Here is a 25,361-nt window from a genome sequence, read left to right as displayed (position 1 = left end):
TCAGCCCCACCCTCCCAGCAAGCCCGCACTGAGCTGGGCACTGCAGATGTTGTAGTCGCCGGCCGCATGAGCTTTCTTGGTCTTCCCGCCGACCGTGACGGAGCAGTGGATGTCCCCGGACCCCTGGAGTTGTGCGGTGACGTTGAAGTACAGGGCGTCGTCATCGAGAGGCAAGGTGGCCTTGAACTCGCCGTCCTTGAAGTCGCCGTCGCGATTGTCGGAGTCGGACCCGTAGGTGATGTTGAGCGGCCCCAGGGCGCCGGCGGGCGCGGTGCCCCACACCTTGAATACGACGACCTTCTTGCCGGGCTTCCGCTCGCTGCCGAGCTTCTTGTCGCCCTCTGACGCGGAGCCGCCAGTCTTGGTGTCGCCCACGCTCTTGGTGCCGTCAGTGCTTTTGGCGTCGTCGGTGTTCTTGTTGTTGTTCGAGCCAGAGCCGCCGCTCGCCACCGCGCCGATGAGGGCGATCAGAACGAAGAGACCGACGAGACCGAGACAGCCCAACCCGATGACCTTCCCCGCACCCGCCTTCTTCGGTGGCGGAGGCATGAACGGCGTCTGGCCAAAGGGCTGTTGAGGGCTGCCGCCCCAACCGGGCTGCTGTGGCGGGTGCTGCTGATTCATGGTCCCCCCTGGGGCAGAGGTCGTGCGATGCGAGGTGTGTGACTCGCTCAGATCTCGCACGGTTTCCTCAAACCGGAGGATTCACCTGTTCGTGGTGCACTCAGGACACCGAGCTTGAACCGGAGCAACGGGGTCGGCACACCATCAACTTCCTTCGGGACCATGCAGGACATCGCCCCCGAGGGACCACTGCACCCTCCCGGGGCAAACCTGGAGGCGGCCGGGATACCGATTGCGTCGGGGCGAGCTACGACTTCGGCGGCACCGCCGCCCTCGACTCCACGCGCGGCTCGCAGTCACCGCGGCCGCCGGAGCCCGGCCGATCGTTGAGACGGACAGCGGCCACGTCCTCAACGGCACGCGCCTCACGGTCACGCAGGGTCGAGTGAAGGCCACCGATCTGGTCGCCGGTGAGAACGGCCCGACCTGCCAGAGGCACTCTCGACGGCCCACTGATCCTTATTTACCGTGAGTAGTCCGAGGTTTCCGGAGAGCAAGCCTACGGGGGGGCGGCGCCGATGGCGGCCAATGGCTGGATCGATCAGATCGTCGCGGAGTTCGGGGCGGAGTGCAGGCAGATCCTCGGGCATGTATCGGAGGATGAGGCGGCGATCCGACGGCCGGTGGAGAACCTTCTCATGGCCGCAGCGGCCCAATTGGGCCTCGAATTGCACCTCCACCCCGAGGCGAGGCGCCCTGACCTGGGGATCCGCCCAGATCTCGCGGCCCGCATCGGGCAGGATCGACAGCGGATCATGGGGTACGTCGAGCTCAAGAGCCCGGGCAAGGCCGATATCAGCCCAGGAGCACTGCGCGGGAACGACCGTAAGCAGTGGGACGGCATGTCCAAGTTACCCAACTTGATCTACACGAACGGGCAGAGCTGGATGTTGTACCGGCTGGGGCAGCAGCACGGGGAGACCGTACATCTGACGGGTGATCTGTATCGTGCCGGGACACGTCTCCAGGCCGCTGGTCCATCTGCTGCAGCATTCGAGCGGCTCCTACGAGAGTTTCTTAGCTGGCAGCCCGAGCCGCTCCGCACGATAAGGCAGTTGGTGGCATCCGTAGCTCCGCTCTGCGGATTGCTGAGGGTCGAGGTCGTACATCGGCTGGAGGATGAGGCACGGGGCCCTGCGGGCAGGCGCGAGCGACCGTTCACCGAATTGGCCAAGACCTGGGAGAACGTCCTGTTCCCGCGGACCGACGAACGGGACCCTCATGTCGCTTTCGCCGACCGCTACGCGCAAACGGTCACCTTCGCCCTGCTGCTGGCCAAGGCCGAGCGCATCCCGCTTACCGAGCAGAGCCTGCATGACGTAGGGCGGCAGCTCGGATCCGACCACACCGTGATGGGAAGGGCGCTGCAGATCCTCACGGATCACGTGGAAGGGCAGTTCAGGAACAGTCTCGACATGCTGGTCCGTGTCATTGACGCAGTCGACTGGCCGGCGATCCTCGAACGCGAACCCGACGTCCACATTCACCTCTACGAGCACTTCTTACAGGAGTACGACCCCAACCTCCGCAAGGCGTCGGGTACTTACTACACGCCGGCACCCCTCGTCGACGAAATGGTCCGCCTCGTCGACGAAATCCTGCGCCTGAAACTCAACTGCCACGAGGGATTCGCCGACGAGCGCGTCTCCATCATCGATCCCGCCATGGGCACCGGTACGTTCCTCAGCTCCATCATCGGCCTCGTGGCCGAACGGCGGTCCGCGGGCGGTAACGAGGGCTTCCGTGCCGAAGCTGTGGAAGAACTCTCCCGCAGACTCATCGGCTTCGAGAAGCAGATGGCCGCCTATGCCGTGGCCCAGATGCGCATCGCGCAGACCCTGCGGGCCCAGGACGCGGACATCCGGTTGCGGGACCTTCGGCTCCACCTCACCGACACACTGGCCGATCCCTGGCGGCCATCAGATCTCTTCGACATGGGTGGAGCCGCGATGGCGCCGCTGAGGACGGACGCCGAGAAGGCGAACCTGATCAAGCGCGAGGAACGCCTGACGGTCGTGATCGGCAATCCTCCTGATCGTGAGCGTGCTCAGGGCGAGGGCGGCTGGATCGAATCAGGCTCGGAAGGACATGGTCCACCGCTCCTCGACCGCTTCCGACTTGGCGGCAAGAACGGCCGACACGAGAACAAACTCAAGAACCTCTACGTCTATTTCTGGCGTTGGGCGACTCACAAGGTCTTCGAGCAGCATCGCCCAGACCACCATCAGGGGATCGTGTGCTTTGTATCAACCGCGGGATTCCTGCGCGGGCCCGCTTTCCAGCGAATGCGCGAATACCTACGCAGTACCTGTTCAGAAGGGTGGATCATCGACCTGACACCGGAAGGGAAGCAACCTCCGATCTCCACCCGCTTCTTCCCCGGCGTGCAGCGCGAACTCGCCGTCGCCATCTTCGTGCGACGCCGTGACACGAAGCCGAAGGACATCACGCCGGTGCACTACACCGCCCTCCACGGCAGTCGTGCCGAGAAGACCGCGCAGCTGCGTGCGTTGGCCATTGATGGCCCCGGCTGGCAGGCAGTCCGGCCCGATGGGTACGCCCCCTTCACACCGGCCTCCGAGTGCGACTGGGACACATTCCCCGAGATCGGGTCATTGCTGCCCTGGCACAAACCTGGTTTCAATCCGAACCGTACGTGGGTCGTCGGACCAGATCCCGATGTCCTGCGGCAGCGTTGGGACAGGCTTGTGCACGAATCCGATGCCGCAGTCCAACAGACACTCATGAAGGAGACCCGCGACCGGCAGATGCACAGCCGACCGCGGCCGTTTCCGGGGCGCCACGTTCCCGGCAAGGCCCTCAGCTCAGAGCGATCCGCTTGCCCAGATCCTGTGCCCATCGCGCGCCGGAGCTTCGACCGCCAGTGGCTGATCCCGGACGGCCGAGTCATCGACTATCCCCGGCCAGAACTCTGGCAGTGCCAACGCGCCGACCAGCTGTTCATCGTCGAGCAGCACAGACAGCCCATTTCCAAGGGCCCGGCGCTGGTGTTCACGGCGTTGGTGCCTGACGTGCACTACTTCAACAACAACGGAGGTCGGGTTCTACCGCTGAAGCACGCGGATGGCTCACCGAACACCGCGCCCGGTCTCCTGGAGCACCTGGCCAATTCCTTCGGCGTACGGGCGGTACCCGTCGAGGATCTCGCCGCCTACATAGCCGGGATCACTGCCCACACGACCTTCACCGAGACCTTTGCGAACGACCTGAACTCCCTCGGCGTGCGGCTCCCCCTCACGGCAGACCGCGGTCTCTGGCACGAAGGCGTCCGGCTGGGCCGGCGCGTCCTATGGGCATCCACCTTCGGCGAGCGATACGCCGATGCCAGCGAAGGGCGCTTACCGGGCCGGGCCGGTGTACGGAATGGGGCCCAGCCCGGGATCACCTACGCGACACGCATCGCACCGAAGCCGCTGCCGGACTCACTCCAGTACGACGAACAGCGGCAAGCAATCGTCATCGGTACCGGCGTTTTCACCGGTGTCAGTCTCCGGATGAGGAACTACGAAGTCGGGCACCGCAAAGTCCTCGACCAATGGTTCGCGGCACGCAGCAGCCGCCCGACAGGTCGCATCGGCAGCCCTCTGGACCGGATGCGCAGCGAACGCTGGCGCTCTGAGTGGAGCACCGAACTGGTCGACGTACTGAGCGCGTTATGTCATTTGACAAGCCTCGAAGCCGAACAGGCGACCCTGCTGGACCAGGTACTCGCCGCCCCACTCATCAACGTGGCGGAGCTGACTCGCCGGGGAGTCCTGGAGCCCCCCGCCCACACTGCCTCCCCGCGTCCCGCCGCATCCACCGACGAGATGCTGCCCGGGATGGCTGACGTGGACGGCCGGGAAACCCCGCCGGTGCGTCCTCTTCGCCCAACCTCGGAACAGGCGGCAGATCCCGTCGCTCCCTCCCGGGTGCGCGGCGGCCCACGCCGAGGTTCCATTCGCCGGGAACCCAAATGAATGGCATGAACACTCCAGACTAGGCTGCGGCCGTGTCAGAGATCCTGAGGCGGAAGAAGAGCCATCGAGACGCCGCAGAGGCAGGACACCTGCTTCGAAGGATGGGTTCCTCCTCGACGCCGGCGACGTCCACCACCCCCTCGCGTAGAGCGCAGGCTAGAGCCCCAACGGGTATCCGCGGCTCGCCGCGTGCAGCCGGTCGGTGTTTTCCGTCACTTCCCTGAGGCGGGCAGCGATTGCGCTCCGGCGCACCAACCCAAGGACTGAACTCCAGGGGCGAGAGCGGACGAACTCCCGGTTGAGCGGCAGACGAGCCGAGCTATACGCCGGGTTCTGTCACCCACCCGCCTCGCGGCGGCCGGGGAGACGGCCATCCATCTAGGGCCGATGTTGCCATCGGCCTCGTGCGGTCTACCCGGGGACTCGGGCGGGCAGCCCTCGAACGTCCCCGCAGGGTCACCATGACAGTGGCCCCTTTTGACCTTGCTCCGGGTGGGGTTTACCTAGCTGCTCAGGTCGCCCTGGGCACTGGTGGTCTCTTACACCGCCGTTTCACCCTTACCCGGTGCCGAAGCGCCGGGCGGTTTGTTTTCTGTGGCACTTTCCCGCGGGTCACCCCGGGTGGCCGTTAGCCATCACCCTGCCCTGTGGAGCCCGGACGTTCCTCGGGGAGCCCTCCAAGAGGGGACTCCACGCGGCCGTCCGCCCGGCTCGTCTGCCGTGGGGACCATGTTACCGGGACCTCGGGGCAGGATGGTTCCGCGGTCACGCGAACCGGGCCCGCCGTGGCCAGGACCGAGCCCGCCAGAATCAGAAGAAAGGCGGCCCCCACCCCCACCGTCAGCGGCTCCGACAGGAACAGCACCCCCGCCACCACCGCCACCGCCGGGTTGACGTACGTGATCACCGTCGCCCTCGTCGGGCCGATCTCCTTGATCAGTTCCAGGAAGGCCACGAACGCCACCGCCGTGCAGATCACTCCCAGGCCTGCCAGAGCCATCAGCACCGAGGACGAGGGCATCGCGGAGGGCCGGGTCAGCGCCGCTCCCGGGGCGTACACCAGGGCCGCCAGCGCCAGGCACGGTGCCGTGAGCTGGAGGGACGGGACGTCCTTCAGCCAGCGTGCGGCTATCAGCGGGGCCGTCGCGTAACCCACCACCGTCACCAGGACCTCCGCCATCGACTTCGCGTCCCCGCCGGTGAGGTGCGGGACCGTCAGCACCCCCACGCCGGCCAACCCCAGCCCCAGGCCCGTCACCCGCCGCGCGCCGAGGCTCTCCGTGTCGCCGAAGAAGCGGGCCAGGAGGACGCCGACTATCGGTACGCCCGCTATCAGCAGGCCCGCCGTGGAGCTGGAGAGGTGGCGTTCCGCGTCCGTGAGCGTGTACCAGGGGCCCATGATCTCTATGACCGCGAAGGCAAGCATGGGCAGCCAGTGCGCCCGTACCGTCCGGGTCAGACCTCCCTGCCGCATCGCGAACGGCAGCAGGAGCAGCGCGCCCAGGGCACACCGTACGAACACCACGAACGGAGCCGACAGCGGGGCGTCCACCGCCACTTTGATCATCAGGTAGGGGATGCCCCAGACCACTCCCATCAGGGAGAACAGGAACCAGCCGCGTGCAGTCATGCGGTCATCCTCGGCGGATCAACGACCCCCGTCTTGAACGCTGTTGCGGTACGCCCCCGGGGTCACGCCGAGCACTCTGCGGAACCAGCGGCTCAGGTGTGCCTGGTCCGCGAAGCCCACCAGGGCGGCCACCTCCGAGGGGCGGAGTCCCGATTCCAGCAGGGCACGCGCCCTGCCGACCCGGTACTGGGCCAGCCATGCGTACGGCGGCACCCCCATGGTCGTACGGAAGGCCCTGAGGAGTTGGTAGCGGGACAGGCCCAGGTCCGAGGCCAGGTCGGCGAGGGACGGGGGTGACAGCAGCTCGTCGGCCAGGCGGTCGCGGACCGTTCTCGCGACCGCTTCCGCGCCGGGGATCACGCAGGTCTCCACGTGGGCCGTGGAGTGCCGGCAGGCCAGGGCCGTCAGGAGCCAGGGGAGACGGGACTCGGTCTCCAACGGGTCCGGGCAGGCGCTGAGTTCGGTGTGGGCGCGGAGCAGGGCCGCGGCCAGTTCCGGGTCGTCCAGGAGGGGTTCGCGGAAGTACGGGAGGCCGCCCCCCTCGGTCAGGAGAGCGGGCGCCGCGTACAGGGCGCGGTACGCGTAGCCGTCGGTCGTGGTGCCAGGGCCGCCGGTGTGCATCTCGCCCGGCGCCAGGACGACGATCGAGCCGGGGCCGGTGCGGATGTGGCCGCCCCGGTAGTCGATGACCTCGGAGCCGCCCACGCAGACGCCGATCGTGTACTCGTCGTGGGCGTGCGGGGCGTAGATGTGCTTGTCGAAGCGGGCGGTCAGGAGGTCGAGCGGGGGGCCGCAGCGGCCCAGCCGTGCCCTTGTCCACAGTGCTTGTTCCATGCGGCGCCGTCCCCCTGTCCCACGCTTACAGGGTGCAACGCCGCCGTGCTCGGAGAAAGTCCGCGGTGCCCGGGGCGAGGGCGAAGGGCCCGGGGACCTCAGGCAGGCGCGAACCGTACCTTCGGGGAACCCGGGTCCGCCTCGGTGAGCCGCACCCGTAGCCGCTCCCCCAGCTCCAGCCCCGCTCCCTCCACCCGCCCGATCACCGCCGGTGTCTCCAACTGCACGGTCCCGACCGTGGGGCGGTGTTCGTCCACGTCCACCACGCACCCGTCGAACACCTCCCCCACCCGGTCCATCAGCAGCGCCGCCTCGACGAGGTCGACGCAGGCCCGTTCGACCGTGCCCGCGCGCCGGCCGCCGTCGGACATCTCCCCCGGCAAGGCGTCCAGCGCGGCCCGCACCCATTCCGGCACCGGCTGGCCCGCCACCGCCGCCAGGCAGATCTCCGAGGCGTAGCGGTCGGCGAGGCGGCGCAGGGGGGCCGTGCAGTGGGCGTAGGGGGCGGCGACCGCCGCGTGGGTGGTGAGGGAGGGCACGACGCCGTCGCGGAAGACCGTGTAGCCGGCGCCCCGCAGCAGCGTCGTGCACTCCTGGAGGAAGGCCGCGTGGGACGGGATCCCCGGGTCCAGGGAACGGATCAGCGCCGCGTACGACACATGGTGCGGCCAGTCGATGCGCAGGGCGTGCGCGGTGCGGCGGAGGCGGCCCACCGCGCCGTCGGGGGCGGCGGGGAGCGTGCGGAGCACACCCGTGCCGTGCGCGAGCATCAGGTCGGCCGCCGCCATGCCCGTGAGCAGGGAGATCTGGGCGTTCCAGCCGTCGGCGGGCACCCCGGCGCGGTACATGAGCTCGTAGCCGCCGTCCCGTTCGACGATCTCCTGTTCGGGGACCCGCAAGGAGATGCCGCCGCGCTCGACCTCCAGCCGTTCCCGCAGCTCGCCGACGACGCGAAGCAGCTCCAGCGGCTCCTCCGCCGTCCCCGAGTCGATCTCCCGCTGCACGCCCTCGTAGTCGAGCTTGGCCCGGCTGCGGACGAGGGCCCGGTGGACCTCGGCGGCGGTCGTACGGCCGTCCGCGTCGAGGTCGATCGTCCACAGGGCGGCCGGGCGGACCTGGTCCGGGAGGAGGCTCGCGGCGCCCTCGCTGAGCCGCGGCGGGTGCAGGGGGACCCTGGTGTCCGGGAAGTACAGGGTCAGCACGCGCCGGTGGGTCTCCGCGTCCAGGGCCGAGCCGGGTACGACGAAGGCGGCGACGTCGGCGATGGCGTAGCGGACGCGGTAGCCGGTGCCGCGGCGCGAGAGGTGCATCGCCTGGTCGAGGTCGAGGGAGCCGGGTGGGTCGATGGTGAAGAGGGGGATGTCCGTGGCGTCCTCATAGGTCTCCAGCGGAGGCACCCGATCTGCCTCCGCCGTCACTTCGGGCGGGAAGTCCGAGGGCACGCCGAGTTCGGTGCGCAGGGTGGTGAAGGCGGCCCGTAGCGGGTCGTCGGTCACACGTATGCGGCGGCGGGGCATACAGCGAGGGTAAGCAGATCGGGCCCCGTACGCTGTCCGGAGCTCAACAGAAGGAGATGTTCCGTGCTGGTCCTGCTGCCTCCCTCCGAAGGCAAGGCGTCCTCCGGTCGTGGCGCCCCGCTCAAGCTGGAGTCGCTGTCGCTGCCGGGGCTCAACGAGAGCCGGGAGGCCGTCCTCGACGCGCTCGTCGAGCTGTGCGCGGCGGACGAGGAGAAGGCCCGCGAGGTGCTGGGGCTGAGCGAGGGACTGCGGGGCGAGGTCGCGAAGAACGTCGAGCTCAGGACCGCGGGGGCGCGGCCCGCCGGGGAGATCTACACCGGTGTGCTCTACGACGCCCTCGACCTGGCCTCCCTCGACGCGGCCGCGAAGAGGCGTGCGGGGCGTTCGCTGCTCGTGTTCTCGGGGCTGTGGGGTGCGGTCCGACCGACCGACCGGATTCCGTCGTACCGCTGCTCGATGGGGGTGCGGCTGCCGGGGCTCGGGGCGCTGGGTACGCACTGGCGTACGCCGATGGCGTCCGTCCTCGGTGAGGCCGCCGGGAACGGGCTCGTGCTCGATCTGCGGTCCTCCGCCTACGCCGCCGCGTGGAAGCCGAAGGGTGAGGTCGCGGGGCGGACGGCGACCGTACGGGTGCTGCACGCGCCGACGCGGAAGGTCGTCAGCCACTTCAACAAGGCGACGAAGGGGCGGATGGTCCGCGGGCTGCTGTCGGCGGGGTTCTCCCCGAAGAGTCCTGCGGAGCTGGTGGAGGCACTGCGGGAGCTCGGGTACGTGGTGGAGGCCGAGGCTCCCGCCAAGGCCGGGCAGTCGTGGGCGCTGGACGTGCTGGTGGACGAGATCCACTGAGCTGCCGTTGCATGTAATGCAACGGCCTTTGCGCACAGCGCACCGGCTCGGCAGGATGACGCCATGGCCTCCCCCTCGCAAGCCTCGCGTGCCTCGCTGCTCGACATCGCGCCCGTCGTCCCCGTCGTCGTCATCGCGGACGCCTCCGACGCCGTACCGCTCGCGCGCGCCCTGGTCGCCGGGGGGCTGTCCGCCATCGAGGTGACGCTGCGGACGCCCGTCGCGCTCGACGCGATCCGGGCGATCGCCGAGGAGGTGCCGGACGCGGTGGTCGGGGCCGGGACCGTCATCACGCCCGAGCAGGTGCGGCAGTCGGTGGCGGCCGGCGCGCGCTTTCTCGTCAGCCCGGGCTGGACGGACAGGCTCCTGGAGGCGATGCGGGGGTCCGGGGTGCCGTTCCTGCCGGGGGTGTCGACGACCTCGGAGGTCGTGGCGCTGCTGGAGCGGGGCGTGACGGAGATGAAGTTCTTCCCCGCGGAGGCGGCCGGGGGTACGGCCTATCTGAAGTCACTGTCCGGGCCGTTGCCGCAGGCGCGGTTCTGCCCGACGGGCGGGATCGGTCCCGGCAACGCGCCCGAATATCTGTCCCTCCCCAACGTCGGCTGTGTGGGCGGGACTTGGATGCTGCCCACCGACGCGATCGCCGCGCGGGACTGGGAGCGGGTCGAGAGGCTGGCCCGGGAGGCGTCGGCGCTACGGGCGCAGGTGTGACGTGTCGTTGAGGAGCCGCACACTCGCGTTGCCGTCGGCGTAGTACGCGACCACCGACATGGACGCCGCCGAGAGCTCCATGCGGAACAGCGACTCGGGCGGGGCGCCGAGGGCCAGACGGACGAAGGTCTTGATCGGGGTGACGTGGGTGACGAGCAGGACCGTGCGGCCCGCGTACGCCGCGACGAGCTTGTCCCTGGTGGCCGCGATCCGGGTCGCCGTGGCCGCGAAGCTCTCGCCGCCGCCGGTGGGTTCGGCCTCGGGGTCGGACAGCCAGGTGGTCAGGTCCTCCGGGTAGCGCTCGCGCACCTCGCCGAAGGTGAGGCCCTCCCAGGCGCCGAAGTCGGTCTCGATCAGGCCGTCCTCGACGGTGACCTCGATACCGAGCCGGTCGGCCACGGCGGCGGCGGTCTGCCGGGTCCGGGCCAGGGGCGAGGCGAGGATGTGCTGGATCGTGCCGCGCCCGGCCAGGGCCGCGGCGGCCCGCTCGGCCTGTTCCCTTCCGACCTCGGACAGGGAGGGATCCGTGCCGCCGCTGCCCGAGAACCGCTTCTGGGGAGTCAGCGGGGTCTCACCGTGCCGCAGGAGCACGAAGGTGGCCGGTGCGCCCATGTCGGCCGGGGCCCAGCCCGGACTCGCCACGGCCTTGGCGGCCCGCACGTCGGCCTCGGCGTCGGCGGCGGACAGCTTCCCCGCGGCAGCGGACGGCTTCCCGGCGGCAGCCGACAGCTTCCGTACCGAGCTCGCCGAACTCTCGGTGTCCATCGCCTCGTTCGCCAGCCGGTCCGCGTGCTTGTTCCGCTCACGCGGGATCCACTCGTACGTCACGCGTCCTGGCGGGAACACCCGCCCCGCCTCCAGGGCGAGAGGCTTCATGTCGGGGTGCTTGATCTTCCAACGCCCCGACATCTGCTCCACGACGAGCTTGGAGTCCATCCGGACGTGGACACGGGCCGAGGGGTCCAGGTCGTGCGCGGCGCGCAGGCCCGCCAGCAGTCCCCGGTACTCGGCGACGTTGTTGGTGACGACGCCGAGGTACTCGTACGTCTCGACCAGCGTCTGTCCCGTCGCCGCGTCCAGCACCACGCAGCCGTAGCCGGCCGGCCCGGGGTTGCCCCGCGAGCCGCCGTCGGCCTCGACGATGAACTCCCGCACGCCGACGCCCCTTACAGGCCGGAGTCGGACGTGCGCACCAGGATGCGGCGGCAGTTCTCGCAGCGGACCACGGTGTCGGGCGCGGCCGCGCGGACCTCGTTGAAGTCCGTGATGGACAGCTCCTGGCGGCAGCCCTGGCAGGTGCGCTGGTACAGCTTGGCCGCGCCGACGCCGCCCTGCTGCTCGCGAAGCTTCTCGTAGAGCTTGAGGAGGTCGGCGGGGACGGAGGCGGCGATGACCTCGCGCTCCTTGGTCACGGAGGCGATCTCGCCGTCGAGGGTCTCGAAGGCCGCGTCCCGGCGGGCGGTCGCGTCCTCGATCTTCGACTGGACGGAGGAGACGCGTCCGGTCAGCTCGGCGACCCGCTCCTGTGCGGACTCCAGGCGCTCCATGACCTCGAGGACGACGTCCTCCAGGTCGCCCTGGCGCTTGGCGAGCGAGGTGATCTCGCGCTGGAGGTTCTCCAGGTCCTTGGGCGAGGTCACGGCACCGGAGTCCAGGCGCTGCTGGTCGCGGGCGGCGCGCTGACGCACCTGGTCCACGTCCTGCTCGGCCTTGGTCTGCTCGCGGGCGGTGTCGCTCTCCTCGGTCTGGGCGGCCACCAGCAGGTCGCGCAGCTGGGTGGCGTCCTTGGTGAGCGACTCGATCTCGGCGTGCTCGGGCAGCGACCTGCGCTTGTGGGTGAGCTGCTGGAGGCGGACGTCGAGGTCCTGGACGTCGAGGAGTCGGATCTGGTCGGCGGGCGCGGCGTTCAGTTGGGGGCTCCAGGTGAAGGGGAGTGGCTGGTCCAGGGGTCGGTGACCGTCTTGGAGACGTGCACGCGCAGGTTCCAGCCGTGGCGGTCGGAGATCTCGTCGAGCTGGGCGGCGGCCAGCTCGCACCAGGGCCACTCGGTGGCCCAGTGCGCCGCGTCGAGCAGCGCGAGGGGACTGTGGGCGCGGGCCTCCGACACGGGGTGGTGGCGCAGGTCCGCGGTGAGGAAGGCGTCGACACCGGCCGCGCGGACCTGGTCGAAGAGGCTGTCGCCGGAGCCGCCGCTGACGGCGACCGTGCGGACGGTGGCCTCGGGGTCGCCGGCGACGCGGATGCCCTGGGCGGTGGCCGGCAGGCGTGCGGCGGCGCGCGCGGCGAGCTCGCGGACGGTCGTCGGCGGGTCGAGCTCGCACACCCGCCCGAGCCCGCGGCGCCCTTCCGGGTCCGTCGGGTCCGGCACCAGCGGCCGTACGACCCGGAGGTCGAGCGCGCCCGCGAGCGCGTCCGAGACGCCCGGGTCGGCGGTGTCGGCGTTGGTGTGGGCCACGTGCAGCGCGATGTCGTTCTTGATGAGGGTGTGGACGACCCGGCCCTTGAAGTGCGAGGCCGCCACGGTCGTCGTACCGCGCAGATAGAGGGGGTGGTGGGTGACCAGCAGGTCCGCGCCCAGCTTCACCGCCTCGTCGACGATCTCCTGGACCGGGTCGACGGCGAAGAGGACCCGCGTGACCTCCTGGTCGGGTTCGCCCACGACGGTGCCGACCGCGTCCCAGGACTCGGCCCGCTCGGCGGGCCACAGGTTCTCCAGCGCGGCGATGACTTCAGACAGACGGGGCACGGGGAAAGGCTACCTGCCTGGTCTGTCCCGCTGAACCTGTGCCGCCGGTCGGCGGGAACCTGCGCCCCGTCGAGCACAGTCGCCCCGGATTCCTCAGGCGAATCGTTCCTGGGCCACCCCTTTGTGTGAAGCGGAAGCCCGGCCGTCCCACGTCCGTGCGTGCGAAAACTACCTTCGTGACCGGAGGTGACCGGACGATGACGGCCTGTGCCATCGAACCCGCGGCGGCGAACGAGGAGAACGGGGACGGGGAGGACGGGGACGGGGAGATCGGGAACGGGGACGGGGAGACCTCGCGGACGGAGCGCGCGCTCACCGAGGACGGGGAGACCCCGCGGACCGGGTACGTGGTCACCGAGGACGGCAGCGTCCCGCGGACCGCCTGCGTGATCACCGTCGACGGCTCGTACGCGGCCCGCCTCGCCCGGGGCGGCGACTCCTGGTTCCCGGAGCGCTGGACCCTGGACGGCCCCGAGCCCTACGCGGTGCCGCTGCCCGGCAACCAGCCCGAGGAGCCCAACACCGAGGTGCAGCCCATGGGCGACGGGCGGGTGCTGATCAGGCGGTTCGCGGACGGACGGCACACCTTCTCGCTGCTCTACCCGACCGGGCCCCGGACGGGTGAGCTGCCGCTGGGCGCCGTCGAGTGTCCGGAGGAGGGGACGGTCCTGCGGCTGCTGCCGCCGGCGCCGGGCGGCGAGAAGGCGTACGCCCTGGCCGTGGGGCCGCTCTCCAGTGCCGTGTGGCTGGTGGCGGGCGGTGCCTTCGGGCCGGAGCATCTCGCGCAGGTCCCGGGCCGCTGCTCGGGCGGGGTGTGGCTGGACCGGGCCGGGCGGATGCTGGCCCTGGACCGGGAGACGGGCGGGCGGACCAAGGCGGTCGTGGTCGATCTGGAGCGGGGCGGGGAGGTGTCGCCGCTGCTGCAGATCGCCGACGGCAGCGACGACCGCTTGCTGCTGGCCGACCCGGACAGCGGGCTGCTGCTGATCTCCTCGGACGCGCCGTCGCCGGGGCGCCCGCGGCTGGGCTGGGGGGTGCTGGGCAGCACGCTGCCGGTGCGCTTCCCGGAGTGCCTGCGGGTGGCGGACTGCACGCTGACGCCGTTCGCGATCCAGCCGGGGCAGGTGCTGGTGCCGGAGAGCTGCGGGGTGGCCCTGCGCGTGGACGGCCCGACGGGCAGCTGGGTGGGCGTGTGGCGGCCCGCCGCCCGGCGTGTCCAGCATCTGGCGGCGCCCGAGGGGTGGCTGGCGGGGGCCGGGCTGTGGACCGAGGACGGGGAGCTGCTTCTGCCGTACGCCACCGCACAGGCGCCGTGCGGGGTGGCGCGGTGGACGGCGGCCCCGGGAGACGGGGCCCTCGCAGGGGAAGCGGAGGGCCCGGGGGGAACGGGGGCGGGGGACGCGGGCCCGGAGGGTTCGGAGGGTGGCGGCGGGGCGGCCGCGCGGTCGCCCGAACCGGACCCTCCGGAGCCTGCCGTGGCACGCCCTGTGCCCTTGCAGCAAGCGCCGTTGGGCAATCTTGTAACGAAGTAGTGCCGGTTGGTCCGGCCGCCTGGATTCGCCCTGTGGTGGGCCGGTTAAACTCCCCCCGCTGTAAGAAAGATCATGTTGACGGGGTGAATTACTTCCATGAGCGACGCCAGCACGAACCAGTCGACTGCCGACGTCCAGGAGTCCACGGGCCACGGTAAGCACCGCGGCCCGGTCTCGGTCCAGGACAGCGACACGGCCCCGCGTGGCCGTCACCGCAAGTCGGTCGAGCAGACCGAGGCCGCGGCCTGAGGTCGGACGGCGACACACGGCCCGCTCCTCGTCCGGGGAGCGGGCCGACGCGCGTCCACCGCCGGGCGAACCGTGGCACGCCTACTCCCGTTTGAGGCCCAGGACTTCGGCCGCCGCGAAGGTCTCCCCGGCCGGCCGCCGGGCGTAGTGCGGGGTGAGCAGCGCGTCCAGTTCGTCGTAGGTGAAGGTGTCCTGCTTGCTGTCGAACTTGGCCTGCACGCGCGGCCGTTCGACGACCACGACCATGCCTCCGTGTACGACCATCAGCTGGCCGTTGACGCGTTCGGCCGCCGGCGAGGCCAAGTAGCCGACGAGCGGGGCGACATGCTCGGGGGCGAGCGGGTCGAGTCCGGACTCGGGCTGCTCCAGGCCGGCGAAGACGTCCTCCGTCATCCGGGTGCGGGCGCGCGGGCAGATGGCGTTGGCGGTGACGCCGTACTTGGCGAGCGCGAGGGCCGTCGAGGTGGTGAGACCGACGATTCCGCCCTTGGCCGCCGCGTAGTTGGGCTGTCCGGCGGACCCGGCGAGGAACGCCTCCGAGGAGGTGTTCACGATACGGCCGTACACGGGCCCGCCCGCCGCCTTGGACCGCTCCCGCCAGTGCGCGGCCGCGAACCGGGTCGTGTTGAAGTGGCCCTTGAGGTGGACCCGGATCACCGCGTCCCACTCACCCTCGGTCATGGAGAAGACCATGCGGTCGCGCAGGATGCCCGCGTTGTTGACGAGGATGTCGAGCCTGCCGAACTCGGCGATCACCAACTCCATGAGCTCACGGGCCTGTTGGTGGTCGGCCACGTCCCCGTTGTGGGCGACGGCCTGGCCGCCGGCGGCCCGGATCTCGGCGGCGACCCGCTCGGCGGGGTCCGCGGAGGCCTCGCCGGAACCGTCGCGGCCCGGTTGTCCGTAGTCGTTGACGACGACGGCCGCGCCGAGCCGGGCCAGCTCCAGCGCCTCCGCCCTGCCCAGACCCCGGCCGGCACCGGTGACGATCGCCGCGAGCCCTTCGAGGGGCCGTGCCCCTGGCTGTGTCATACGGGCCTCAGATCTCGATGCAGGTACGGAGGGAGGCCCCCGTGCGCATCTGGTCGAGCGCCTCGTTGATCTCGCTCAGCGGCACCCGGTGGGTGATCAGACGGTCCAGGTCGATGCGGCCGGCCCGCCACAGGGCGATGGTCCGCTCGTAGGAGCGCAGCACGTCCCCGCCGCCGTACATGGACGGCAGGATGCGCTTCTCGTCGAAGAACAGCTCGAACATGTTGAGCTGGAGGAAGTCGTCCATGGCGCCCGCGCCGACGACCACGAGGGTGCCGCCGCGCCGGGTGGTCTCGTACGCCGTCCTGGCGGTCGCCGACTTGCCGACGACCTCGAAGACGTAGTCGAAGCCCTCGCCCGCGGTCACCTGCTGCTTGGCGTCGGCCAGTTCGTCCGGGGAGACGGCGCGGGTGGCACCGAACTCCAGGGCGGCCTCGCGGCGCGAGGCGACCGGGTCGACGGCGACGATCTCGGCGGCGCCCCTGAGGCGGGCGCCCTGGATGGCGGAGATGCCGACGCCGCCGCAGCCGATGACGGCGACCGACGAACCGGCCTCCAGGTCCGCGGTGTTGAGCGCGGCCCCGAGCCCGGTGGTGACCCCGCAGCCGATGAGTGCCGCGATGTCGAAGGGCACGTCGTCGGGTATCGGCACCGCGCAGCCCGCGTCGACGACGACCTCCTCGGCGAAGGTGCCGGTGCCCGCGAAGCCGAACACGTCCCCGCCGGGGCGCCGGAAGTTGGGGGTGCCGGCGTTCATGAACCCGGCCAGGCACAGTTCGGTCTGCCCGCGCCTGCAGGCGGGGCAGGCACCGCAGGCGGGCAGCCAGCAGACGACGACCCGGTCGCCCGCCTTCAAGTGGCCGACGCCCTCCCCGACTTCGACGATCTCGCCCGCGCCCTCGTGTCCGGGCACGAAGGGCGCCGGCTGCGGAAGGACCCCGGACATCGCGGACAGGTCCGAATGGCACAGCCCGGTGGCCCGTATCCGGATCCGCACCCTGCCGGGTCCGAAGCCCACCGCCTCGACGTCATCGAGGACTTCGAGCTTTTCCTGGCCGGTCTCGTGCAGTACGGCTGCGCGCATGGTGCGGCTCCCCTCGTACGGCGTGGTGGGTTTTCAGGAGTGTTCGACGACGGTGTCGGCGAGGACGGGCGCGTCGTCGCGCTCCACGGCGCTGACGGCGACCCTGGTGGACTGCGGTGTGTGCCACATACGGATCCGCAGGGTCTCCCCCGGGTACACGACCCCGGCGAACCGGGTGACGTAGGACCGCACCCGGGTCACGTCCCCGCCGAGCAGCGTGTCGACGACCGCCTTGAGCGTCATGCCGTAGGTGCACAGCCCGTGCAGGATGGGCCGTTCGAACCCGGCGACCTTGGCGAACTCCGGGTCGGCGTGCAGCGGGTTCCAGTCGCCGGAGAGACGGTAGAGCAGGGCCTGGTCCTCGCGGATGGGGCGCTCCACCGTCCGGTCGGGCTCGCCCGTGGGGGGTTCCAGTCGGGCGGAGGGACCCCGGTCGCCGCCCCAGCCGCCCTCTCCGCGGACGAAGATCTGGGCGTCGTTCGTCCACAACGGGCCCTCGGTGTCCGCGACTTCGGTCCGCATGACCAGGACGGCCGCCTTGCCCTTGTCGTACACGGCGGCGATGCGGTGGGTAGCGGTCGCGGTGCCCCGGGCGGGCAGGGGGCGGTGGAGGGTGAGTGACTGGCCGCCGTGCAGGACCTTGGCGAGATCGACCTCGATGCCGGGCAGGGACAGACCGCTGATCACTCCCGGCGATCCCGAGCCCGCGACCGTGGCGAAGCTCGGCAGGACGTGCAGCCGGGATTCGAGGGTGTAGCGCAGTTCGTCGGGGTCGGTGGCGGGAACGCCCGCTCCGATGCCGAGGTGGTACAGCTGGACGTCCTTGGAGTTCCAGGAGATCTCGCCGGTCCGGGGTTCGGCGGCGAGGGCCTTGGCTGCGTCGATGGGCATACGGCTCCTGACAGGGGCTCGGTCAAGACCTCGGTACGGCCGTCCGCACCGTCGGCCGCACCGAGGTCGTCGCGGGCCGATCTAGAACGCGTTCCAGTCCGGCGCCCTCTGTATAGCCGAGCCCACCGCACTTGTGAAGGCTCCTGACGGTGTGTCAGGTCGGCTGGCGCCGAGGTTCCGGCACCCGTGACATTTGTCCCACCGAATTCCGTACAAGCGCATCTGCCGGGCGGTCGGGGCGGGTTCGTAACGTGGTCGGCATGAGACAGGGGACACGGGCGGCTGTGGGGTGCTGGGGCGCGTGGCGCTGGGGCGGGGGCACGGGACTCCGAGGCTCGGGCCGCTGGGGCGGGGGCACGGGACTCGCCACCGGGTGCGCCGCCAGCTGGATCGCCCAAGCGCTCGGGCCCGGCGGGAGCGTGGCGCTGCGTGGCGGCGGCGGCAGCGGCAGCGGCAGCGGCAGCGGCAGCGTGGCACTGCGCGGCCCGGACGAGTCGCACGCGGGCCCGGTACAGCTCTTCGGCACGGCCCGCAGGGACGTGGCGCGGGCCGGCCGGGTGGGCGCGCTGCGGCGGGCGGTGCGGGTGAGTGCACTGCGACGGGCAGCACGGGCGGTCCCGCCGCGGCGGGCAGTGGGGGTGGGCGGACTGCGGCAGGCGGTGCGGGTGGGCGCGCTGCGACGGGCAGCACGGGCGGTCCCGCTGCGGCGGGCAGTGCGGGTGGGCGCGCCGCGCCGGGCGGTCGCGCGGGGCGCTGCCTGCGGGCCAGCCGCCTTCGCGGGCGGCCACGGTCCGTCGGCGCTGCCCGGAGGCTGGGCCATGGCCGGGGGGCTGGAGCCGGCCGGGGCCGGGGCCAGGGAGCCGTCCATGGCTGAGGACCCGGAGCCGGGCGCGGCCGGGGTCCTGGAACCGGGCGAGACCGAAGCCGTCGAACCGTCCAAGGCCGGAGTCCCGGAACCCGGCGCGACCGAAGCCGCGGAACCACTCGCCTCCGACGCCATCGAGCCGTCCACGGCCGAGGACCCGGAGCCGGGCGCGGCCGGGGTCCTGGAACCGGGCGAGACCGAAGCCGTCGAACCGTCCAAGGCCGGAGTCCTGGAACCCGGCGCGACCGGAGCCGTGGAACCGCTCGCCTCCGAAGCCCTGGAACCGGGCGAGCCCAGAGACCTGCAACCACTCGCCTCCGACGCCGTCGAGCCATCCAAGGCCGGGGACCCGGAGCCGCTCGTGGCCAGGGTCCTGGAGCCGCCCGGGGCCAGGGTCCCGGAGTCAGCCGGGGGCACCGGGCCAGGCTGGCGGCGCGCGGAGGCGCGCTTCAGTGGGCGCAACCGGCCGGTGCCGTGTGCTGTGGCCGCCGGAGGCCCCCGGCTGTCGGTCCCGGGTGGGTCCGCGCCCGAGGCGGGCCTCGTGCGGGGAGTGTGTCCGCGGGAGTTCGGTTCGTACGCTGTCCTGTCGTGCCGGCGGCACGCCGGGCACCTCTGAGCGGAGGAACGGTCATGTTCTGGTCGCACAAGCTCTCGTGCCGCGTGGACGAGATCCGCGAGGAGGTCCACGAGGCGCGCAGGCACCAGCAGTACTACAAGGCGAACAAGCAGCGCCTCAACGCCGAGTACAAGGCCGCGCAGCGGGCCGGGGAGGTCCACACGAACGCCGGCCTGGGCAGCGGGTTCGGTCTGCTGCCGTGGCTGCTGATGGGGATGGGCGCCTTCTCCAACCTCTTCCAGGGCGAGACCTCGAACCCCTGGGTCGGCGGTCTCGGACTGCTCACGTTCAACTCGCTCTACATCTACGTCGCCTTCCGCGCCTTCCGCAAGGAGACCCGGGAGGCGGTCTCCACGCGGGTGGCGCTGGGGCTGTTGGGGTTGGTCACCTGCGGTCTGGCGCTGGGGTACGGCGGCAACTGGCTGCTGTTCTTCCCTCTGTTCGGGCTCGCGACGGGCGCGGTCGTGCGGCCGCCGCACCTGCGGTGGGTGGGTGCGCTCGTGACCGTGGTGGCCGGCGCGGCCGCCGTCTTCCGTGACGGCTGGGGCGGACTCGACACCGCGTACGCCACCTGGATCTCCACGATGGTGACGGCCGCGATCATGTCCCTCTCCGAAGCGGTACGGCAGTTGCGGGAGGCACGCGAGGAACTGGCCCGGCGCGCGGTCGAGGAGGAGCGGCTGCGCTTCTCCCGTGATCTGCACGACCTGCTCGGACACACGCTGTCGGTGATCGTGGTGAAGTCGGAGGCGGCCCGGCGCCTCGCCCCGCGCGACCTGGACGCGGCGCTCGTGCAGGTCTGCGACATCGAGTCGGTCGGCCGCCAGGCGCTCACCGAGATCCGTGAGGCGGTGACCGGTTACCGCGAGGGCAGCCTCAGCACGGACCTCGACCGGGCCGCCTCGGCTCTGCGCGCCGCGGGCATCGAGCCCGTGGTCCACCGCTCCGGGCACCCGCTCTCCGCCCGGAGCGAGGCCCTGCTGGGCTGGGTGGTCCGGGAGGCGGTGACCAACGCGGTACGGCACAGCGGGGCGGAACGCTGCGAGATCTCCGTACGGGGCTCGGCGGAACGGGTGCGGCTGCGTGTCTGGGACGACGGCCGGGGGACGGGTGACGAGACGTGCCTCCCGGAGATCGACGGCACGGAACGCACGGCACCGGTGCCGATGGTGGAGTCGGTGGTGGCGGCGACGCCGGGCATCGGTGGCACCGGGCTCAAGGGCCTCGCGGAGCGGCTGGCCGCGGCCGGCGGGTGGCTGGAGGCCGGGCCGGGGCCGCGGGGCGGATTCGTGGTGCGGGCCGAGCTCCGGGCCGACTCGATGGAAGCGGCGCGGCCCGAGGAGCCGACGACCACCGTGGGCGGATCCCGGATCGGCGAAACGTCCCGGTGACACCACACGGGTCCGCCCGCTCCACAGCCGCTCCGCTCCCGCCCCCGCGCCCTACCCTTGGGCCGTGAACGAGATGCCCCGGGACCACCGGCCCGCAAGGTCCATCCGCGTGTTGCTCGCCGAGGACCAGCAGATGATGCGCGGGGCGCTCGCGCTGCTGCTCGGGATGGAACCGGACATCCTGGTCGTGGCCCAGGTCGCGGCCGGGGACGCGATCGTGGACGCGGCCCTCACGCACCGCCCCGACGTGGCGCTGCTCGACATCGAGCTGCCGGGGATCAGCGGTCTGGACGCCGCCGCCGAACTGCGCGACCAGGCGCCGGACTGCCGGGTGCTGATCCTGACCACCTTCGGAAGACCCGGTTACCTGCGCCGGGCCATGGAGGCGGGTGCCGCGGGTTTCCTCGTCAAGGACGGTCCCGTCGAGGAGCTGGCCGCCGCGATCCGCCGGGTGCTGACCGGCGAGACCGTGATCGACCCCGCCCTCGCCGCGGCCGCGCTCAGTGCCGGACCCAGCCCGCTCACCGCCCGTGAGTGCGACGTCCTCAGGGCCTCCACGGACGGCGCGACGGTGGCCGACATCGCGGACAGGCTGCACCTCTCCGAGTCCACCGTGCGCAACTACCTCTCCGCCGCCATCGGCAAGACCGGCACCCGCAACCGGATGGAGGCGGTACGGGCGGCCCGGCAACAGGGATGGCTGTGAGGCCGGCCCCGGAACAGCCGTAGGAGGAGCCCGCGGAGTTCTCCGACGGAGTCCGTGAGCGGCCCGGGCCGTTGCCTCACGTCGCGGAGATCCTCCGGGGCAGCCACACCAGCACGAGCACCAGCCCGGCCAGCAGCACCCCCGTGGGACCCGGAACGCCAGCGCGTACCCCTCCGTCAGCGCCTCCGGCGAGCCCGCGCCTCCCGTCCGGGCCGCCGCCAGCATCGACAGGACCGCGAGCCCGAGCGAGCCGCCCATCGTGCGCGAGGTGTTGACCAGCCCCGACACCAGCCCGGCCTCCCCCGGCGCGGCCCCGGACGTGGCCAGCGAGGCGAGCGGGGTGGTGGCGAGACCGGCGCCCAGCATCATGAGGATCCCGGGGCACATGATCGCGGTCACGAAGCGGCCGTCCGCGGTCATCGTCGACTGCCAGGCGAACCCGGTGACCGCGACCGTCGCGCCGAGCACGGCCACCCACCGGGCTCCGAGCGGGCGCATGAGGCGCGGGGCGAGTTTCGAGCCGACCACGATCGCCAGCGAGCTCGGCATCAGGGATGCTCCGGCGGCGAGAGGCGAGTAGCCGAGGACGTTCTGGGCGTAGAGCGTCATGAAGAACCACATGGAGAACATGGCGAAGCCGCTCAGGAACATCGCCGCGTTCGCCGAGGCCACCGCGCGCACCCTGAGCAGTCCGAGCGGCATCAGCGGGGCCGTCGTACGCGACTCGACGACGAGGAAGCCCGCGACCAGCGCGAGCCCGACGGCCAGCGGGAGCAGGGTGGCGGCCGCCGTCCACCCCTCGGCCTCGGTCTGCGAGATGCCGTACGCCAGCACCGCCAGTCCGCCGGTGACCAGCAGTGCTCCCGGCAGGTCGAGGCGGCGGCCGGCCCCGTTGCGGCTCTCCGTCAGCCACAGCAGCGAGCCCAGCAGGACCAGCGCGCCGACCGGCACGTTGATCAGCAGGACCCAGCGCCAGGAGAGGGTGTCGACGAGGAGCCCTCCGAAGAAGCCGCCGGCCGCGCGGGCCCCTCCGGGACGGCCGACGTCACGATCGTCAGGGTCGCCGGGGCGAGCACCGCGGCGCCGAGGCCCTGCACGGCCCGGGCGAGCAGCAGTTCGCCGCCCTGCTGGGCCAGGCCGCCGGCCAGCGAGTCGACCGTGAACAGCCCGAGGCCGACGAGGAACATCCGCTTGCGGCCGTAGAGGTCACCGGCGCGGCGGCCCAGGAGCATGAACCCGGCGAAGGCGATGGAGTAGGCGTTCACCCCCCTCCCCCAGAGGGGGCACCCCCAGCAGCCCTGACTCGCCCATGCCCAGGTCGGCACGTATCGACGGCAAGGCCACGTTGACGACGGACACGTCGAGGACGACCAGGAACTGGCCGGCGCACGCCAGCGCCACCACCAGCCAGGCGGGCGGCTCGGAGCGGACACGCGAGGGTCTGCGGGTGGCGTCAGCGGCTTCGAGCATGACGGTCATGGTCTCAACCCGTTGCGACTTCCCCAAGAGAATATAAAGAAATCGTTAGTACGCCGAAGCATCGGAATAGTTGCCCATGCATACGTAGTTCAAGCCACACGTAAGCCGATCTTCCAGGCCCGGAGGCCTCCCTCACATGACGCACACGCCGACCGACCAGCCCACCCGGAGAGCGTCCGGCGCTGTCGTCCCGGTGCTCGCCTTCGCGGGCATCGTGGTCGCGGTGATGCAGACCCTGCTCGTCCCGGTCATCAAGGACCTGCCGCAACTGCTGGACACCGCGCCCAGCAACGCCACCTGGGTCCTGACGTCCACCCTGCTCTCGGGCGCCGTCGCCACGCCGATCATGGGCCGCCTCGGCGACCTGTACGGCAAGCGCCGCATGCTCATCCTCAGCCTCGCCGTGATGGTCGTGGGCGCCCTGGTCAGCGCGCTCACCAGCGACCTGCTCACGATGATCGCCGGCCGCACTCTCCAGGGCTTCGCCATGGGCGCGATCCCGCTCGGCATCGGCCTGATGCGCGACATGCTGCCCCGCGAGAAGCTCGGCTCGGCCATGGCCCTGATGAGCTCCTCGATCGGCGTGGGCGGCGGACTCGCCCTCCCCCTCGCCGCACTGATCGCCCAGCACGCCGACTGGCACGCCCTCTTCTACGGCGCCGCGGGCCTCGGCGCCCTCTCGATCGCCCTCACCCTCCTCGTCGTACCGGAGTCCCCGGCGCGCGCCGAAGGCACCTTCGACGTGCTGGGCGCGCTCGGCCTCTCCACCGGTCTCGTCCTCTTCCTCCTGCCCATCACCAAGGGCAGCGACTGGGGCTGGACCTCGGGCACCACGCTCGGCCTCTTCGGTGCCGCCGCGGTCGTCCTCGTCCTGTGGGGCGTCATGGAGCTGCGGGTCAAGGCCCCCCTGGTCGACCTGCGTACCACGGCCCGCCCGGCGGTCCTCTTCACCAACCTGGCGTCGATCATGGTGGGTGTCTCCTTCTACGTCGTCTCGCTCGTCCTTCCCCAGCTGCTCCAGCTCCCGAAGGCGACCGGCTACGGCCTCGGCCAGTCGATGGTCGTCGCGGGTCTCCTGGTCGCTCCGCTGGGCCTGACGATGATGTTCACGGCGCCGGTGTACGCCCGCCTCTCCGCGAAGTACGGCCCCAAGTTCACCCTCATCCTCGGCATGCTGATCATCGCGATCGGCTACGGCGCGGGCCTGGGCCTGATGAGCGCGGCCTGGCAGAGCCTGGTCATCGCCGTGGTGCTGGGCGCGGGCATCGGTCTCGCGTACTCCTCCCTTCCCGCGCTGATCGTCGGCGCGGTGCCCGCGTCGGAGACGGGCGCGGCGAACGGCCTCAACACGCTGATGCGCTCCATCGGTACGTCCGTGTCGAGCGCCGTGATCGGGATGGTGCTGGCGAACACGGCGAACAACGTCGGGGGCGTCGCGGTACCGACCATGCACGGGTTCCGGGTGTCCTTCCTCATCGCGACCGGCGCCGTGGCCGTCGGCCTGCTGATGGCGCTGTTCCTGCCGAAGCCGAACCGTGCGCCGCAGCTTCGGGCGAGCAGTGAGGAGGAGGCGAACCTGGCACGGGCCGAAGAGGTCCTGCGGGGGTTCCGGGGCCGTGTCCTCGACGCGGCCGGCGCTCCGGTCGCCCGGGCCAAGGTGACGCTGATCGACCGGCGGGGACGGCAGGCGGGCGCCACGCTCTCCGCCGACGACGGCTCCTACGTCCTCACCGTCCCGGCCCAGGGCGCCTACGTCCTCGCCGCCCGCGCCACCGGGCACGGCCCGCTGGCCTCCTCGGCGACCCACGCGGGCGACGACCGCGCGGTCGACCTGGACCTGTCCCTGCCGGGCGGGACGGTCACGGCCTGACCGTCCCCCCGCCGGCGCGCACCGCACCCCCGTCCCTGATCCGAGGGCGGGGGTGCGGTGCGTCTGGGACGAAGGGAAAGGGGACAGAGGCACTGGCAGCGGCCCACCGCCCGCCGGGCCACCCTCGCCCCGGACAACCGACAGCACCTCCGCGACCGAGCCCCGATCACCCCGGACAGCCGACAGCACCGGTCGGCCATCACCCACGGCCGCTCCCCCTCAGCAACCAGCCCCCATCAGCCGAACCCGCCCAGGGCGCAGGGCCCAGGCGACCACACCCCTCAGCCGATTTCCCCCGGGAACTGCGTCGGTGTGTGGGGTCAGCCGGTGTGGACGCGGGGGCGGCGGGTGCGGTCCGGTTCCGCCTCGCGGAGGACCCCTCGGGTGACCGGGGCGACTTCGCCCTTCCCTCCGGCCGCTCACCCCCGCAACCGACCACCACCAGCCCGCGCCCGTACCCTCTGCTTCGACGCCTCCGACGTGATGCCGCCCGAACTCCGGGACGCCTTCCACCGAGCCGTCCTGGCAGCCCCACCACGGACCCACCCCCATCCGCACACCCCCGTCCAGAACACAGACCACCACCAGCCCGCGCCCACCCAACCAGCCAGCCCGCCCCCACAGCCGCTCGCCCGACCCCAATCGACCCAGCGCCATCCGTCCACCCCCGCCCAGGACACAAGCGACCGCACCCCTCAGCTCAGCCATCCCCCCCCCGGCCGCTCACCCCCGCGACCAACCCCCACCAACCCACGCTC

At 71.5% G+C, this 25,361-nt stretch carries 18 protein-coding genes, 1 other RNA gene and 2 pseudogenes; 9 read left to right on the top strand and 12 right to left on the bottom strand.

Annotated elements, in window-relative coordinates; genetic code table 11:
- Entirely contained in the window at positions 1 to 624 is a 624-nt protein-coding gene (locus AQI94_RS45480) for a hypothetical protein (RefSeq protein ID WP_225890150.1), read from the bottom strand.
- Between the two features lie 518 nt (positions 625 to 1,142).
- On the opposite strand from AQI94_RS45480, the gene AQI94_RS04410 reads away from it, so the two are divergent.
- Positions 1,143 to 4,604, top strand: coding sequence for a type ISP restriction/modification enzyme (locus tag AQI94_RS04410; protein WP_031047279.1), 3,462 nt, complete (start codon positions 1,143 to 1,145; stop codon positions 4,602 to 4,604).
- A gap of 306 nt (positions 4,605 to 4,910) precedes the next feature.
- Here the strand turns inward: AQI94_RS04410 and rnpB are convergent.
- From rnpB to AQI94_RS04385, 4 genes and pseudogenes are all read right to left on the bottom strand, one after another.
- An RNA gene (rnpB, locus tag AQI94_RS04405) (RNase P RNA component class A) lies at positions 4,911 to 5,318 on the bottom strand.
- Positions 5,319 to 5,451: 133 nt separating this feature from the next.
- Positions 5,452 to 6,234: pseudogene (locus AQI94_RS46530) on the bottom strand (DMT family transporter); the annotation flags it as partial.
- Positions 6,235 to 6,252: 18 nt separating this feature from the next.
- A complete protein-coding gene (locus AQI94_RS04390; protein ID WP_031047273.1) occupies positions 6,253 to 7,068 on the bottom strand; it encodes a helix-turn-helix domain-containing protein in 816 nt (271 codons plus the stop codon).
- Positions 7,069 to 7,166: 98 nt separating this feature from the next.
- On the bottom strand, positions 7,167 to 8,585 hold the full coding sequence (locus AQI94_RS04385) for an RNB domain-containing ribonuclease (RefSeq protein WP_031047270.1): 1,419 nt from the start codon (positions 8,583 to 8,585) through the stop codon (positions 7,167 to 7,169).
- A 63-nt stretch (positions 8,586 to 8,648) separates the two neighbouring features.
- On the opposite strand from AQI94_RS04385, the gene yaaA reads away from it, so the two are divergent.
- Together yaaA and AQI94_RS04375 are read left to right on the top strand one after the other, a co-directional pair.
- A complete protein-coding gene (gene yaaA, locus AQI94_RS04380; protein ID WP_031047267.1) occupies positions 8,649 to 9,431 on the top strand; it encodes a peroxide stress protein YaaA in 783 nt (260 codons plus the stop codon).
- Between the two features lie 63 nt (positions 9,432 to 9,494).
- Positions 9,495 to 10,142 carry a bifunctional 4-hydroxy-2-oxoglutarate aldolase/2-dehydro-3-deoxy-phosphogluconate aldolase gene (locus AQI94_RS04375; RefSeq protein WP_031047265.1) on the top strand — a complete coding sequence of 216 codons (648 nt, stop codon included), beginning with the start codon at positions 9,495 to 9,497 and terminating at the stop codon, positions 10,140 to 10,142.
- Here the strand turns inward: AQI94_RS04375 and AQI94_RS04370 are convergent.
- Genes AQI94_RS04370 through AQI94_RS04360 form a run of 3 tightly spaced genes read right to left on the bottom strand, consistent with a single transcriptional unit; the run spans position 10,125 to position 12,888 of the window.
- Positions 10,125 to 11,297 carry a bifunctional RNase H/acid phosphatase gene (locus tag AQI94_RS04370; protein ID WP_031047263.1) on the bottom strand — a complete coding sequence of 391 codons (1,173 nt, stop codon included), beginning with the start codon at positions 11,295 to 11,297 and terminating at the stop codon, positions 10,125 to 10,127. The two genes, AQI94_RS04375 and AQI94_RS04370, sit on opposite strands and share 18 nt — an antisense overlap.
- 11 nt (positions 11,298 to 11,308) lie before the next feature.
- Positions 11,309 to 12,052 (bottom strand): zinc ribbon domain-containing protein, encoded by a 744-nt coding sequence (locus tag AQI94_RS04365; protein ID WP_078902773.1) that lies wholly within the window; start codon positions 12,050 to 12,052, stop codon positions 11,309 to 11,311.
- Positions 12,049 to 12,888 (bottom strand): Nif3-like dinuclear metal center hexameric protein, encoded by an 840-nt coding sequence (locus tag AQI94_RS04360; protein ID WP_062229587.1) that lies wholly within the window; start codon positions 12,886 to 12,888, stop codon positions 12,049 to 12,051. The genes AQI94_RS04365 and AQI94_RS04360 overlap by 4 nt, the downstream gene beginning before the upstream one ends.
- 197 nt (positions 12,889 to 13,085) lie before the next feature.
- On the opposite strand from AQI94_RS04360, the gene AQI94_RS04355 reads away from it, so the two are divergent.
- Together AQI94_RS04355 and AQI94_RS44975 are read left to right on the top strand one after the other, a co-directional pair.
- Positions 13,086 to 14,420 (top strand): hypothetical protein, encoded by a 1,335-nt coding sequence (locus AQI94_RS04355; protein WP_031051961.1) that lies wholly within the window; start codon positions 13,086 to 13,088, stop codon positions 14,418 to 14,420.
- Between the two features lie 96 nt (positions 14,421 to 14,516).
- Entirely contained in the window at positions 14,517 to 14,669 is a 153-nt protein-coding gene (locus tag AQI94_RS44975) for a hypothetical protein (RefSeq protein ID WP_020116022.1), read from the top strand.
- 81 nt (positions 14,670 to 14,750) lie between these two features.
- On the opposite strand, the gene AQI94_RS04350 is transcribed toward AQI94_RS44975, so the two are convergent.
- Genes AQI94_RS04350 through AQI94_RS04340 form a run of 3 tightly spaced genes read right to left on the bottom strand, consistent with a single transcriptional unit; the run spans position 14,751 to position 17,676 of the window.
- Positions 14,751 to 15,701, bottom strand: a complete 951-nt coding sequence (locus tag AQI94_RS04350) for a 3-oxoacyl-ACP reductase (RefSeq protein WP_031051963.1) — start codon at positions 15,699 to 15,701, stop codon at positions 14,751 to 14,753.
- Positions 15,702 to 15,708: 7 nt separating this feature from the next.
- Entirely contained in the window at positions 15,709 to 16,785 is a 1,077-nt protein-coding gene (locus AQI94_RS04345) for a Zn-dependent alcohol dehydrogenase (RefSeq protein ID WP_031051966.1), read from the bottom strand.
- 33 nt (positions 16,786 to 16,818) lie between these two features.
- On the bottom strand, positions 16,819 to 17,676 hold the full coding sequence (locus AQI94_RS04340) for a MaoC/PaaZ C-terminal domain-containing protein (RefSeq protein WP_031051968.1): 858 nt from the start codon (positions 17,674 to 17,676) through the stop codon (positions 16,819 to 16,821).
- 260 nt (positions 17,677 to 17,936) lie between these two features.
- Between AQI94_RS04340 and AQI94_RS04335 the strand changes: the two genes are divergently transcribed.
- The 3 genes from AQI94_RS04335 to AQI94_RS04325 all read left to right on the top strand — a co-directional run bounded on the left by AQI94_RS04335 (position 17,937) and on the right by AQI94_RS04325 (position 21,254).
- Positions 17,937 to 19,157, top strand: coding sequence for a hypothetical protein (locus tag AQI94_RS04335; protein WP_159050630.1), 1,221 nt, complete (start codon positions 17,937 to 17,939; stop codon positions 19,155 to 19,157).
- Between the two features lie 14 nt (positions 19,158 to 19,171).
- Positions 19,172 to 20,548 carry a sensor histidine kinase gene (locus AQI94_RS04330; RefSeq protein ID WP_062229585.1) on the top strand — a complete coding sequence of 459 codons (1,377 nt, stop codon included), beginning with the start codon at positions 19,172 to 19,174 and terminating at the stop codon, positions 20,546 to 20,548.
- A 73-nt stretch (positions 20,549 to 20,621) separates the two neighbouring features.
- A complete protein-coding gene (locus AQI94_RS04325) occupies positions 20,622 to 21,254 on the top strand; it encodes a response regulator transcription factor (protein ID WP_031052260.1) in 633 nt (210 codons plus the stop codon).
- Between the two features lie 76 nt (positions 21,255 to 21,330).
- On the opposite strand, the pseudogene AQI94_RS04320 reads toward AQI94_RS04325, so the two are convergent.
- A pseudogene (locus AQI94_RS04320) lies at positions 21,331 to 22,724 on the bottom strand (MFS transporter).
- Positions 22,725 to 22,869: 145 nt separating this feature from the next.
- Here AQI94_RS04320 and AQI94_RS04315 point away from each other — a divergent pair.
- Entirely contained in the window at positions 22,870 to 24,603 is a 1,734-nt protein-coding gene (locus tag AQI94_RS04315) for an MFS transporter (protein ID WP_031052258.1), read from the top strand.
- Positions 24,604 to 25,361: the final 758 nt, after the last annotated feature.

Origin of the sequence: Streptomyces pseudovenezuelae, from assembly GCF_001513955.1 — a bacterium.
GTDB classification, from domain to species: Bacteria; Actinomycetota; Actinomycetes; order Streptomycetales; family Streptomycetaceae; genus Streptomyces; species Streptomyces pseudovenezuelae.
This window is presented reverse-complemented; position numbering and strand designations above follow the sequence as displayed.